Annotated in this window: 12 protein-coding genes; 5 read left to right on the plus strand and 7 right to left on the minus strand. The window is 61.0% G+C overall.

The annotated features are described in order from the left end of the window. The first annotated feature begins 44 nt into the window (after positions 1–44). The 3 genes from ACP7EW_RS17845 to ACP7EW_RS17855 are packed head-to-tail and all read left to right on the plus strand — an operon-like array spanning position 45 to position 1808. Positions 45–683: an FMN-binding negative transcriptional regulator gene (locus ACP7EW_RS17845; RefSeq protein ID WP_426218638.1), complete on the plus strand. Its 639-nt coding sequence runs from the start codon at positions 45–47 to the stop codon at positions 681–683. Further along, positions 680–1126: a GNAT family N-acetyltransferase gene (locus ACP7EW_RS17850; protein ID WP_426218640.1), complete on the plus strand. Its 447-nt coding sequence runs from the start codon at positions 680–682 to the stop codon at positions 1124–1126. The genes ACP7EW_RS17845 and ACP7EW_RS17850 overlap by 4 nt, the downstream gene beginning before the upstream one ends. A 10-nt stretch (positions 1127–1136) precedes the next feature. Then, entirely contained in the window at positions 1137–1808 is a 672-nt protein-coding gene (locus tag ACP7EW_RS17855; protein ID WP_426218642.1) for a GNAT family N-acetyltransferase, read from the plus strand. Between the two features lie 39 nt (positions 1809–1847). Here ACP7EW_RS17855 and ACP7EW_RS17860 read toward each other — a convergent pair whose 3' ends face one another. Continuing rightward, a complete protein-coding gene (locus ACP7EW_RS17860; RefSeq protein WP_177110939.1) occupies positions 1848–2123 on the minus strand; it encodes a helix-turn-helix domain-containing protein in 276 nt (91 codons plus the stop codon). Continuing rightward, positions 2120–3454, minus strand: coding sequence for a type II toxin-antitoxin system HipA family toxin (locus ACP7EW_RS17865; protein WP_426218645.1), 1335 nt, complete (start codon positions 3452–3454; stop codon positions 2120–2122). Before ACP7EW_RS17865 ends, ACP7EW_RS17860 begins: the two co-directional genes overlap by 4 nt. A gap of 234 nt (positions 3455–3688) precedes the next feature. On the opposite strand from ACP7EW_RS17865, the gene ACP7EW_RS17870 reads away from it, so the two are divergent. Continuing rightward, a complete protein-coding gene (locus ACP7EW_RS17870) occupies positions 3689–4972 on the plus strand; it encodes an autotransporter outer membrane beta-barrel domain-containing protein (RefSeq protein ID WP_426218647.1) in 1284 nt (427 codons plus the stop codon). Positions 4973–5044: 72 nt separating this feature from the next. Here ACP7EW_RS17870 and oadA read toward each other — a convergent pair whose 3' ends face one another. Together oadA and ACP7EW_RS17880 are read right to left on the minus strand one after the other, a co-directional pair. Next, a complete protein-coding gene (oadA, locus tag ACP7EW_RS17875) occupies positions 5045–6853 on the minus strand; it encodes a sodium-extruding oxaloacetate decarboxylase subunit alpha (RefSeq protein WP_269132345.1) in 1809 nt (602 codons plus the stop codon). 11 nt (positions 6854–6864) lie between these two features. Next, positions 6865–8280 (minus strand): acetyl-CoA carboxylase biotin carboxylase subunit, encoded by a 1416-nt coding sequence (locus tag ACP7EW_RS17880; protein WP_016978663.1) that lies wholly within the window; start codon positions 8278–8280, stop codon positions 6865–6867. Positions 8281–8476: 196 nt separating this feature from the next. Here ACP7EW_RS17880 and ACP7EW_RS17885 point away from each other — a divergent pair, with 196 nt between their 5' ends. Next, a complete protein-coding gene (locus ACP7EW_RS17885) occupies positions 8477–9451 on the plus strand; it encodes a LysR family transcriptional regulator (RefSeq protein ID WP_033897252.1) in 975 nt (324 codons plus the stop codon). Here ACP7EW_RS17885 and ACP7EW_RS17890 read toward each other — a convergent pair. The 3 genes from ACP7EW_RS17890 to ACP7EW_RS17900 all read right to left on the minus strand — a co-directional run bounded on the left by ACP7EW_RS17890 (position 9381) and on the right by ACP7EW_RS17900 (position 13573). Then, positions 9381–9578 carry a PA3496 family putative envelope integrity protein gene (locus ACP7EW_RS17890; protein WP_073860054.1) on the minus strand — a complete coding sequence of 66 codons (198 nt, stop codon included), beginning with the start codon at positions 9576–9578 and terminating at the stop codon, positions 9381–9383. The two genes, ACP7EW_RS17885 and ACP7EW_RS17890, sit on opposite strands and share 71 nt — an antisense overlap. Before the next feature lie 93 nt (positions 9579–9671). Further along, positions 9672–10538 (minus strand): transcriptional regulator HexR, encoded by an 867-nt coding sequence (hexR, locus tag ACP7EW_RS17895; RefSeq protein ID WP_003177007.1) that lies wholly within the window; start codon positions 10536–10538, stop codon positions 9672–9674. Between the two features lie 161 nt (positions 10539–10699). After that, positions 10700–13573 carry an EAL domain-containing protein gene (locus tag ACP7EW_RS17900; RefSeq protein WP_061434670.1) on the minus strand — a complete coding sequence of 958 codons (2874 nt, stop codon included), beginning with the start codon at positions 13571–13573 and terminating at the stop codon, positions 10700–10702. Positions 13574–13783: the final 210 nt, after the last annotated feature.

Consider the following 13783-nt stretch of genomic DNA (forward strand, 5'->3'; position numbering starts at 1 on the left):
CATTAGCCTGCCTAGGATGCAGGCATTCGCCAAGGAATATTTCCATGTACACACCCCGCGCCTTTGCCCTTGAAGACTTGCCCGAATTACAGCAACTGATCCAGCACACCCGCCTGGCGCAGCTGGTGACGGTGGGTGAGCAAGGCCTGCTGGCCAGCCACTTGCCGCTGCTGCTCAATCCCGATGAAGGCGCCCACGGCACGCTCTACGGGCACCTGGCCAAGGCCAATCCGCAGTGGAAGGACCTGCAAAACGGCGGCGAAGCCCTGGTGATCTTTGCCGGTGCCGAGGCTTACATCAGCCCGGCGTTTTACCCGGCCAAGGCCGAACACGGCAAAGTCGTGCCCACCTGGAACTACATCGCCGTGCATGCCTACGGCAAGGCAGAGGTGTTCAGCGATGCCGAGCGCCTGCTGGGCGTGGTCACCGCACTGACCGACCGCCATGAAGGCGGGCGTGACCAGCCTTGGAAAGTCAGCGACGCGCCGGCCGACTACATTGACAGCATGCTCAAGGCCATTGTCGGCTTTGCCCTGCCGATCGAGCGCCTGATCGGCAAACGCAAACTCAGCCAGAACCGCAGCCCGGCCGACATCGCCGGTGTACGCGAAGGCCTCGCCGCCAGCCAGGATGTCCGCGACCAGACCCTCGCCCGCTTTATTCCCCAAGGAGTTGCAGAATGAGCCCGATCGATATCCGCCAGGTCACCGCCGACGACCACGCCGCGTGGTTGCCGCTGTGGCAGGCGTACCTTAAGTTCTACAACACCGAGCTGCCGGACGCGGTCAGCCAAAGCACCTGGCAGCGCCTGATCGACGCCCATGAGCCGACCCACTCGGCGCTGGCCTGGCAGGACGGCAAGGCAGTGGGCATGGTCAACTTCATCTATCACCGCTCCAACTGGAGCATCGAGAACTCCTGCTACCTGCAAGACCTGCTGGTTGACCCGGCACAACGCGGCACCGGCGTGGGCCGCAAGCTGATCGAATTCGTCTACGTCACCGCCAAGGCCGACGGTTGCTGCAAGGTCCACTGGCTGACCCACGAGACCAACGCCACCGCGATCCAGCTGTACGAACGCATCGCCGAACGCCCGGGTTTCATCCAATTTCGCAAAGGTCTTTAAGGAGCGCAGCATGTCCACTTCCCTCGCCGACTGGAAAGGCGTCCCGGCGCCCACCGTGCAACTGCTTGAAGGGCGCTTTATCCGCCTGGAAAAACTCGACCCGGCGCGCCATGGTGATGATCTGTTCCAGGCCCTCCAGGGCCCCGGCGCCGACCCCAAGCTGTGGGACTATTTGCCTTACGGCCCCTTCCCCGAGCGCAGCGCGTTCAATGACTGGCTGAACAACCACGCAGCCCACAGTGACCCGTACTTTTTCAGCGTGATCGACCGCGCGACCGGCCAGGCCCAAGGCATCCTCAGCCTGATGTCTATCGTTCCCGCCCAGGGCCGTATCGAAATCGGCCACGTCACCTTCGGCGCACCGATGCAACGCTCACCGAAAAGCACCGAGGCGGTGCACTTGCTGGCCAAGCATGCGTTCGAGCAGGGTTATCGTCGGCTGGAGTGGAAGTGCAACAACGGCAACGCTCGCTCCAAGTACGCGGCCGAACGCCTGGGGTTCAGTTTCGAGGGTGTGTTCCGCCAGCACATGGTGGTGAAGGGGCAGAACCGCGATACGGCGTGGTACTCGATCATCGACTCCGAATGGCCGACGGTTGGGGCGGGGTTTGAGCAATGGTTGTCAGAGGCCAATCAGAAGAAAGATGGGCAGGTGAAAACACTGACAGAGTGCCGGGCCTGATGTGGCTGAACGTTCCCACCCTAGGTGGGAACGGTTCTTTCACACGTCTCGGCGAATCTTTACAACCCCCATCCTCAATCCGAATGGGCGGAACACCGCGTTCAGCGATTTCAGCGTCTGATTCCCCTCGCCATGCTCGATATGCACCAAGGTGCGTACGGAAATCCGGCACATCTTGGCGAACTGACTTTGATGCAGGCCGGTGACTTCGGTGCGCAGTCGACGCACGGCCTCGCCCAGTTCGAGCGTGCCATCGGCCAAGCCTCGCTCCACCTGCTCGATGACCTCTGCGCGCTGGTCGATGGAAAGACTCATCTTAGCCCCCATTCAGCCAATCGCCGGTCCAGGTCACGCAATGCAATTCGGGGATGATTCATGGTGACCTCTGGCAGGCCACTGGCGACGAGGATATCCGGCAAGGCTCGCAGGTGTTGCGCCTCCTGGCGCAGGCGTTCGAAAGCCAGGTCAGGCTCGACTACATGGGAAAGCGCGTCGCATACCCCTCGCCAATGGATGTCTCCTGCGACCTCCAAGGCGCCCGGCCATTTCGTCGTGCGCGTGACGCCCTCGTCGTCCATGACCATTGGCGCCAGGTCATAGATCGGCGCGAGCTGCAAACCGTCGCGGGCCCGAATAATCGATGTGTTACGCCCGTGGTTATCCGAGTTGCCCAGGATCTTGTTCAGCAGATCACGGCGCAGGTAATCGACAACCAGCTCGATGAGCTGCCCGCCTTGACCGACGGCCCTCCATAAATCAGCCAGCAGTTGCACGACGTTCAAATGATCCATGGCACTTCCCGGTGCGGTGACACCGGCAGCCGAGTAAATTGACTCCACTGCAAAACGCTGCACGCCCTGGGCACTGACCGCACGATCAAAGCGATGCATCCATAGGCTCGGCTTGGAAGCCTCCTCCAATGCCAGACCTTCGACGGCAACGGTTTCGATCCCCAGCACTTGCAGGGCCTTGTAATAGTGGTACTCGCTTCTGAGTATGTCCTGGTCCCGTTGCAGGCCCTGATTACGGGCAAACTTGATAAACCAGTGCTGGGTGACTTGGTCGTCCTCCAGCACCGCGTCCGGGTACAACAACCCATCGCGACCTTGAGCCAACAGCAATTTGGGAGCTTCCCCTCCCGCCCCGGTGGCGCCGCCAATGGCAGCACCTTGCTCGTAGGCGTATTCGAGGAAGCGATTATCGCGCTCAACCACGTCTTGGCGTGCAAAGCCTACGACGGGACGGCCCTGTTCTGTCAGGACGGACTCTTTGATACGCATATGCCCGATGGGCGCGGGCGTACTGCGTGCCAGCAAGAATAAATCTGTGCCGATGTTGTCCGGTTTCTGCGCACCCACGCGGCTCAGCAAAAAACGCTTGGCGGCACCCGCCGGAGCAATGTCATACAGGAACGCCGGGACGTGCTTAAGAGACTCGCGCCCCCAGGTAAGCGGCACCCGAACGCTGACCGCTGCGGCAAACAGGGTTTCAATACGCTCCAAGTGATTGCCCAAATAGGAGGATTCGTAACCGTATCGGCATGGGCTGGCAAAGCCGTTTTGCGGCTCAAGGAATTCCAGAATCATCGCGTCCTGCCAGGTATTGGCCTCGAATACCTGCACAGTCAGTTTGAATGAGGTTTCCATCTGCAACTTAATGCACCTCTAGAGCGCTATCGGATGACGAATTTGCAATATAGTGCATAAACTCGAAAAATTCAGACGCATAACCGCAATAAAATGCATACCGGTATTTAAAGCCGAGCTTTATTTCTTCCTCCAACAAGGACCACTCCCGCAAATCACGGGCCAATGACCTGACAGTTATCCCCCCGCCAGCTCGATAAATTCCCGGCCTCATCCATAAGAGGTCGGGAAGTCATGCCCATAGCACCCCGCAGAATCGCGCTCTACATCAGCCTTGCCGTTGCCACCAGCCTCCCATTAGCCCAAGCCAGAGGCGACATCGAGTACATGCCGTATTGGTATCAACCCTACGACGCGTTCGATGATGAATGGTCCTATTCACCCGAAACTGAAGGCGTGCCCATCGATGGCCATTTCACTCGGCAAGCCACCTCCTACAACGGCTTGCAGGTGGCAAAGGTGCTGGAGCCCGCGCTGACTCGCCTGCTGGAGTCAGGGAAGCTGAGTTCCGAGCAAATCAAAGCCCTGGAAAAACTTAACGCCGAACTCGCGCAGAAACCCGGCGCATTTGGCGCGGCGCTTGAGCAACTGGCCGGCAGCCAGAACGCCAACCTGGCGGCGGCCACCCAAAGCACCACCCAGCAATTGAGCAACCGAGTGCTTTCGACCCTGCGTGAATTGCCCACCAACACTGACAGCCACTTCTGGGTGAAAAACCTCGGCAGCGAAGGTGGCCTCAATAACCAACGCGGCACTGCCGGCCTGAATACCGCCAACCAGGGCGTATTGATGGGTGCAGATTGGTCGGTCGACCACGCCTGGCGCGTCGGCGTGCTGGGGGCAAAATCCACTAGCCGTTTCGACACGCGGCGCTTCAGCGCAGACTTGGACAGCTGGCATTTGGGCGCTTACGCGGTGCGCCAGGACGGCCCAGTGGCACTGCGCCTAGGGGCGATCTACAGCAGCCATGCCGGGAAGAACCTGCGCGGTATCGAGATCCTGGATTACAAAGACACGCTCAAGGGCCGCTACAACGCCAACAGTCAGAATGTCTTCGGCGAAGCGGGCTATCAACTGGGCAATGACGGCTTCAGTGTCGAACCGTTTGCCGGCCTCGGCTACCAGCGCTACAGCCGTGACAGCTTCAAGGAACAAGGCGGCCCCGCCGCGCTGAACGTCGACGCGCAAACCCAACAGAACCTGAGCAGCACCTTTGGCCTGCGCCTGGCTACGGTGTACCGCTTCGATAACCAGATGAGCCTGACGCCCCACTTGAGCACGAGCTGGAAACACCTTTATGGCGACGTCGACAGCCAAGTGCGCCAGTCCTTTCGCCAGCGTGGCGTTGACGGCTTCACTATTCAGGGCGCATCCCTCGACCGCAATAGCCTGGGCCTGCAGGCCGGACTCGATCTGGCATTGTCGACAAACCACACCGTTGGCTTGGCCTACAGCGCAGAAAACGGCTCCAACAGCAGCAACCAGGGCTTGATAGGCCAGTGGCGGATGCAGTTCTGACCTAATTGCAGGCGAAAAAAAAGGGGAGCACCTGCCCCCCCCGAGGATTAAACGGTAGTGTCGAAGGCTGGATCAGCCTTCGATTTCAATCAGGATTTCGCCAGGGTTGACCCGGTCGCCCTTGGCCACATGAACGGCGGTCACCTTGCCGGCAATGGCTGCCTGCACTTCGGTTTCCATCTTCATGGCTTCGGTGATCAGCACGGCCTGGCCGGCCTTGACCACATCGCCTTCCTTGACCAGCACGTCGACGATGTTGCCCGGCATTGCAGTGCTGACATGACCCGGCGCGGTGGCGTGCTTGCGGTTGCTGCTGCCGCCGCTGACAAACTCGTTGAGCGGTTCGAACACCACTTCTTCCGGCATGCCGTCGATGGACAGGTAGAAGTGACGCTTGCCTTCAGCCTTCACGCCGACACCGGTGATGTCCACGCGGTAGCTTTCGCCGTGCACGTCGATGACGAACTCGGTCGGCACGCCTTCGCCACCGGCACGGGCCACGCCGCCAGCTTCTGGGATGGGCAGCAGCACTTCCGGCGCCAGGGTGCCGGCATCGCGCTCTTCGAGGAACTTGCGCCCGATGTCCGGGAACATGGCGTAGGTCAGCACGTCTTCTTCGGACTTGGCCAATGCGCCGATTTCGCCGCGCAGCTTGGTCATTTCCGGCTTGAGCAAATCAGCCGGGCGTACGTCGATCACTTCTTCGCTGCCGATGGCCTGGCGACGCAGTTTCTCGTTAACGGTGCCCGGCGCCTTGCCGTAGCCGCCTTGCAGGTAGAGCTTCACTTCGTTGGTGATGGTCTTGTAGCGCTCGCCGGCCAGCACGTTGAAGAACGCCTGGGTGCCGACGATCTGCGAGGTCGGGGTGACCAGCGGCGGGAAGCCGAGGTCTTCACGCACGCGCGGGATTTCGGCCAGCACTTCGCTCATGCGGTTGAGGGCGCCCTGCTCTTTCAACTGGTTGGCCAGGTTGGAAATCATCCCGCCCGGCACCTGGTTGACTTGCACACGGGTGTCGACAGCGGTGAATTCGCTCTCGAACTGGTGGTATTTCTTACGCACAGCGTAGAAGTACAGGCCGATTTCCTGCAGCAGTTCCAGGCTCAGGCCGGTGTCGAACTCGCTGCCTTTAAGAGCGGCGACCATCGACTCGGTCCCTGGGTGGCTGGTGCCCCAGGCGAAGCTGGATATGGCGGTGTCGATGTGGTCGGCACCGTTTTCAATGGCTTTCAGTTGGCACATCGCGGCCAAACCGGCGGTGTCGTGGGAGTGGATAAAGATCGGCAGTGTCTGCTCGGCCTTCAACGCCTTGACCAGTTCGCCAGTGGCGTACGGCGTCAGCAGGCCGGCCATATCCTTGATCGCGATCGAGTCGCAACCCATGGCTTCCAGTTGCTTGGCCTGGGCCACGAACGCCTCGACGGTATGCACCGGGCTGGTGGTGTAAGCGATGGTGCCTTGGGCATGTTTGCCGGCGGCTTTCACTGCTTCGATAGCCACGCGCAGGTTACGCACGTCGTTCATCGCGTCGAAAATGCGGAATACGTCGATACCGTTGACGGCAGCCTTGGCCACGAACGCCTTGACCACGTCGTCGCTGTAGTGGCGGTAGCCAAGCAGGTTCTGGCCGCGCAAGAGCATTTGCAGGCGGGTGTTAGGCAACGCGGCGCGCAGTTTGCGCAGGCGCTCCCACGGGTCTTCTTTCAGGAAGCGCACGCAGGCGTCGAAGGTCGCGCCGCCCCAGACTTCCAGGGACCAGTAGCCGACTTTGTCGAGCTTGTCGCAGATCGGCAGCATGTCGTCGGTGCGCATGCGGGTCGCGAGCAACGATTGGTGGGCGTCGCGCAGGATGGTGTCGGTTACGAAGATTTTTTTAGTCATTGGAATATTCCTCACAGGCCTGCGTGGGCGGCGATGGCGGCGGCGATGGCCAGGGCCAGCTCTTCGGGTTTGCGCTTGATCGAGTAGTTGGTCAGTTCAGGGTGGGCTTCAACGAAGCTGGTGTTGAACTGGCCGCTGCGGAATTCCGGGTTGCGCAGGATTTCCTGGTAATAGGCGGCGGTAGTCTTCACGCCTTGCAGGCGCATGTCGTCCAGGGCACGCAGGCCGCGGTCCATGGCTTCTTCCCAGGTCAACGCCCACACCACCAGTTTCAGGCACATGGAGTCGTAGAACGGCGGGATGGTGTAGCCGGTGTAGATCGCCGTGTCGGTACGCACGCCGGGGCCGCCGGGTGCGTAGTAACGGGTGATCTTGCCGAAGCTCGGGAGGAAGTTGTTTTTCGGGTCTTCGGCGTTGATGCGGAACTGCAACGCGAAACCACGGTGCTGGATATCTTCCTGTTTCACCGACAGCGGCAACCCGGAGGCGATGCGGATTTGCTCGCGGACGATGTCGATCCCGGTGATTTCTTCGGTGATGGTGTGTTCCACCTGCACGCGGGTGTTCATCTCCATGAAGTACACCTCGCCCTCGGCGAGCAGGAACTCCACGGTGCCGGCGTTCTCGTAGCCCACCGCCTTGGCGGCGCGCACCGACAGGTCGCCGATGTAGGCGCGCTGTTCCGGTGTCAGTTGCGGGCTGGGAGCGATTTCGATGAGCTTCTGGTTACGACGCTGGATCGAGCAGTCGCGCTCGAACAAGTGCACCACGTTGCCGAAGCTGTCACCGAGGATCTGCGCCTCGATGTGCTTGGGATTGACGATGCATTTTTCCAGGAACACTTCCGCCGATCCGAAGGCCTTGGTGGCTTCGGAGATAACGCGGGGGAAGGCTTGTTCAAGTTCTTCGCGGCTGTTGCAACGACGGATACCACGGCCGCCGCCACCCGAAGTGGCCTTGAGCATCACCGGATAACCGATGCGGTCGCCTTCGGTGAGCGCTTCGTGGATGTCCGCGACGTTGCCTTCGGTGCCCGGCGTGACCGGCACACCGGCCTTGATCATGCTGCGGCGCGCTTCGGTCTTGTCGCCCATGCGGCGAATCACTTCCGCCGACGGACCGATGAATTTGATACCACGTTCGGCGCAGATATCCGCCAGCTCGGCGTTCTCCGACAGGAAGCCGTAGCCGGGGTGCAGCGCATCACAGCCGGTTTCCACCGCCAGGTTCACCAGCTTGCGCGGGTTCAGGTAACCGGCCAGTGGCTCGGCACCAATGCTGTGGGCTTCGTCGGCACGTTTGACGTGCAACGCGTGGCGGTCGGCATCGGAGTAGACCGCGACCGAGCGAATGCCCATCTCGGCGCAGGCACGCACGATGCGTACGGCAATTTCACCACGGTTGGCGATCAGGATCTTTTTTATCACTTGGAAATTCCCTTGAGCCGATTGCTGCGTTCTTCGACCCACTGGAGCTGGGTCGGCGCGTGACCAAATGTTTCATGACAGTCGCGAGACACACACTAAGCCCGTGGAGGGATTAACAAAAATCAATAATTATTGGGTCGTGCATAAGTAAAGACTTATAGTTGAGGTCATTAGGTTTCGCGGGAGCGTGCTAAAAATGCGTAAGTCATTGATGCGTATGACATTGCGTCAATTGCAGATCTTCAATGAAGTGTGCGATTTGCGCTCCTACAGCCGTGCTGCCGAGGAAATGTCCCTCACACAACCGGCCGTTAGCCTACAAATTCGCCAGCTGGAAGAGCTGATCGGGCAGCCGCTGTTCGATTATGTCGGCAAAAAGCTCTACATGACCGAAGCCGCCGAAGCCTTGCAGCGAGCCAGCCGGGATATTTTCGGGCGCCTGGAAAACCTCGATATGCAGCTGTCGGACATGCAGGGTTCGCTGCAAGGCCAGTTGAAGCTGGCGATTGAATCCAGCGCTAAATACTTCGTGCCACACCTGTTTGCCGCCTTCAAGCGCCAACATCCCGAGGTGCAGTTACATCTCACGGTGGTGAACCGCGCCCAGGTGATTCGCCGGCTTTCGGACAATCGCGATGACCTGGTGATCATGTCCATGGTGCCTCAGGACATGGGCCTGGAATTCCTGCCATTCCTCAACAATCCGATCGTCGCGGTGGCGCCACCCGACCATCCGTTGAGCCTGCAAGGGCCGCTGCGCCTGCAGGACCTGGAACCCTACACGCTGCTGCTGCGCGAACCGGGTTCCGGTACGCGACTGGCGTGCGAGGAGTATTTCAAGGAGAAACGCGTGCACTTCACCCAGACGGTGGAAGTGGCCTCGGCCGAGGCGCAGCGCGAGTGTGTTTGCGCGGGGTTGGGCGTGGCGCTGCTGACGCGTCACGCGGTCAACATGGAGCTGGCCACCGGCGGGCTCAAGGAGCTGCCGGTGGAAGAGCTGCCGCTGTACCGCAGTTGGTGCCTGGTGCAAGCCAAGGCCAAGCGCCTGTCACCGGTGGCCCACGCGTTCCTGGGCTTTATCCGCAGCGAGCGGGTGCAGATCAGCGCGCTGGCTGAGCGTTTCGCTGGGCAGCCGCGGGTGCCTGCCAGTGGAGTTCCGGGTAGTCACTGATGCTCTGGAGCAGCTGGCGCTCCTCGCAACGGTCTTCGATTGCGCGACGGAACGCCATGCGGCGCTGGTCTTCCTGCTGACGACGGGTTTTGACGGAGCTGTTGCTGTCTTCGTAGGGCCGGGCCATTTGGAGTCTCCCAATGCGAGTACGGGGAGTTCAGGATGGCCCTGGGCGATGACGGTTTGGCGGCGCGGGGGTTACAAACTGATGAAACTTTGATCAATCATCCAATGCTTTGACGGACTTGGGCGACAACCGCAGGCTGCGCAAGCTGCGCTTCACGCTCTTGAGGTGGTTGACCAGGCTCGGCCCGCGCGCCATGGCGACGCCCATCGCCAGCACGTCGATCACCACCAGGTGGGCGATGCGCGAAGTCAGCGGCGTGTAGATCTCGGTGTCCTCGTGCACATCGATTGCCAGGTTGACCGTGGACAGTTCCGCCAACGGCGTTTGGCTCGGGCACAGGGTAATCAGCGAAGCGCCGCTTTCACGCACCAGGTTGGCGGTAATCAGCAAGTCTTTGGAGCGGCCCGACTGGGAAATGCAGATCGCCACATCCGTAGGCTTCAAGGTCACCGCCGACATGGCTTGCATGTGCGGGTCGCTGTAGGCCGCGGCAGTGAGCAGCAAACGGAAGAATTTGTGCTGGGCATCGGCCGCCACCGCGCCCGAAGCACCAAAGCCATAGAACTCGACACGCTGGGCCTGGGACATGGCGGTCACGGCCTTTTGCAACTCCACCGGGTCGAGCTTCTCGCGCACTTCCATCAGGGTGTGCAAGGTGGTGTCGAAAATTTTCAGGCTGTAGTCGGCGACGGAGTCGTCTTCATGGATCGCAAATTGGCCGAAACTGGCGCCAGCGGCCAGGCTTTGCGCCAACTTGAGTTTCAAGTCCTGGAACCCGGAACAACCGATGGCGCGGCAGAAGCGCACGATGGTCGGCTCGCTGATGCCCACGCTGTGCGCCAGGTCGGCCATGGAACTGTGCATCACAGCCGCAGGGTCAAGCAGCACGTGATCGGCAACCTTGAGTTCCGATTTGCGTAACAGGTGGCGCGACTGGGCGATATGTTGCAACAGGTTCAAAGGGCAGGACTCTTGTTATGGGCAGGGCCAGGGATGTAGCAAGCTTGTAGTTATACTACAAGAATTGTCGTTTTGCCCGTCCGACGCATCACTAAATCGCCCTGCTCCCCTTTGAATCTAAGGGCGGCCAAGTTGTAGCCACAGGGGCGCCCCAGGCATCACTAGGGAAAATCTGCATTTTTCCGTAACAAATCTGCCAGCCCTTCGGCCTGCATCGGCCGACTGATCAAGTAGCCCTGTACCTCATCACAACGCTCACCGCGCAGGAAATCCAGCTGCTGCTGATCTTCCACGCCTTCGGCCACTACCTTGAGCGCCAGCCCATGGGCCATAGCGATAATGGCGCGGGTGATAGCGGCGTCTTCACGCCCCTGGCCCAGCCCACGGATGAAAGTCTGGTCGATCTTCACGTAGTCCACGGGAATGCGCTTGAGGTAGCTCAGGGACGAATAACCCGTGCCGAAATCGTCGATCGCCAGCTTCACACCCAGGTCCCGTAATTGCTGGAACGTGGCGATGATGTGTTCGACGCTGTCGAGCAATTGGCTTTCGGTCAGCTCCAGCTCCAGGTATTGCGGGTCCAGGCCAGTTTCTTCGAGCACCTGGCGCACCAGGCTGACCAGCTTGCCCTGGCGCAGTTGATGCACCGAAAGGTTCACCGATACGCGGATCGGCGCCAGTCCCTGGCGCTGCCATTCACATGCCTGCCAGCAGGCCTCGCGCAGCACGAATTCGCCCAATGGCACGATCAGGCCGGTCTCTTCGGCCAGGCCGATAAAGTCCCCCGGCGGCACCATGCCCCACTGCGGATGGTCCCAGCGGATCAACGCTTCGGCGGCATTCAGCTTGCCGGTGGCCAGGCACAGCTTGGGTTGGTAGAACACCGTGAGCTGGCGCTCTTCGATGGCCTTGCGCAGATGGTTTTCCAGCTGCAAACGCTCCAGGGTGCTGGCTTGCAGGCTGTCGGTGTAGAACTGGAAATTGTTGCCGCCCAGGTGCTTGGCATGTTGCATGGCCATGTTGGATTGGCTGACCAATGCAGAAATTTCCCGCGCATTGTCCGGCAACAGGCTGACGCCCATCGAGGCACTCACCACCAGCTCATGCCCGTCCACCGTCACCGGCACCCGCAGTTTGGCCAGCAACCGCGTGGCGACCCGCGCCAGGCTCGACAGGTTGCCGTAGGCGTCAAACAGCACGGCGAATTCGTCGCCGGACAGACGCGCGATGGTGTCCGCCTCAGGTAACGCGTTGATCAGGCGGCGCGCCATTTTTTGCAGCAACTGGTCGGCGACTTCATGGCCAAGGCTGTCATTGAGCAATTTGAAACGGTCGAGGTTGATGTGCAGCAACGCCAGGCTGCGACCGCCCTGGCGTACCCGCTGATGGGCCTCGCGCAGCCTTTCGCGGAACAGCGAGCGGTTGGCCAGGCCGGTCAGCTCGTCGTAATGGGTGAGGTAGCGCATGCGCTCTTCCGACTCACGTCGCGCCGAGAGATCGGCGAAGAAGCCCACGATATGGCTGACTTTCCCCCGGATATCGCGCACGACATTCAATTGCAGCCACTGCGGGTACAGCTCGCCGTTCTTGCGCGTTTCCACCAGCTCACCCTGCCAGGTGCCATGGCTGAGCAACGCCTGGCGGATCACCGGGAAGTGCCGGCGAGCATCACGACTGCTGGGCAGTTCGACCACATTGCGGCCAATCATGTCGTCGGTTTCAAAGCCGGTGACACGGCTGAACGCCTGATTGACGGCAATCAGCTTGTAGTCTGGATCGAGGATCACGATGCCTTCGCTGGCGGCCTCGAATACGGTCGAGGCCAAGCGCTGCTGTTCTTCCAGGGCCTTGCCGGCGCTGATATCACGCCGCGTGCCGAGCATGCGCGTGACCCGTCCACTGGGCGCGCGCTCCACGGCGCGGCCACGGTCTTCGATCCACACCCAGTGCCCATCGCCATGACGCACGCGGTATTCCACCAGGTAGTCCTCGCTGCGGCCCTTGAGGTGTTCCACCAAGGCACGCTTGAGCAGCGGCAGGTCTTCGGGATGCAGGCGTGGCTTGAGGTGGCTGAGCATCGCCGTGACGTATTCCGGCTCCAGGCCGAACAACTCCTTGAGCTGGGTGTGATGGACTTCGTCGGTTTGCAGGTTCCAGTCCCACAGGCCCAACTCACTGGCTTGCAGCGCCATGGCCAGACGCGCTTCGCTTTTATTCAGGGCCAGGCTGGCGGCGTCCAGTTCCTGGCTGCGTTGGGCCACGCGGTCTTGCAGGCCAATCTGGGCTTCGCGCAGTTCTTGCTCGACCTGACGACGTTGTTCCACTTCGCGCACCAGCTCCTGATTGAGTTGCTCGCTGCGCTGTTGCGCCTGCTGCAGATGCTCGATCAACGCCTGGTTCTGAAAACGGCGCAGCAGCCCGCGCTGGATCAGGCGATTGACCTGCCACGCCACCAGGCTCAAGGACGCCAGCAGGATCAGGCCAAGCACCCCCCAACCGCGCTGCTGCGGGTCGCCGGTCCAGAACAGGTAGAGGATGGCCGGCACCAGGCACGGCAAGGCAAACGACAAAAACGCTGGCAGGCTCACGGCATAGGCCACGCTGGCCGAGAGCGTCGCTGCGCCGATCAGGCCGAACACCCAGGCTTGTTGCATGAAGCTGTCGACCGGCACCAGCGCGATGGCGGCCGTGGCCAGCGTCAGGCCGCTGACGGCCGAGCCGAGCATGAACATGCGCCGCCACACCGGCTGGGCCTGGCGACTGGGCATGGCCGAGTCGAACGCCGCCACCTGGATCACGCGCATCGCCACCAGGGCCAGCAGCCAGACCAGCCAGATGCTGTCCAGCAGGTATTGCTGGGGGTTCCACAACAGCCAGGCGCAGACCAGGCCATTGACGAGCATCAACAGGGTCGGCAGCAGCGAGCCCTGATACAGCAGACGTGTGCGCTCGACCGCCATCTCCGTGGCGTAGTGTTTGCGAAGAACCTGCGCGGGTGCCGTCGAGGGGCCGAGCAGGTCGGTGCTGAGGGTCATAGGCAGTGTTCTTATAATGGTGAGCCCGAAACGTCGACGGAGCATACACAAGCAAGCGCCTGGGCCAAACTGCTCTGCGTCATAAAAACTGCACGGTCGTACAGCGCAAACTTCCGGGCCAGACGGCTTAAGCGAGACGCGGCGCGGGCTGTGGCCATTGACCGACCGGTCATCACCCTGGCGGTTTTCCGTCGACCACCCGGCATTGGT

The sequence above is a fragment of the Pseudomonas sp. DWRC2-2 genome (assembly GCF_049897885.1).
Classification (GTDB): Bacteria; Pseudomonadota; Gammaproteobacteria; order Pseudomonadales; family Pseudomonadaceae; genus Aquipseudomonas; species Aquipseudomonas azotoformans_A.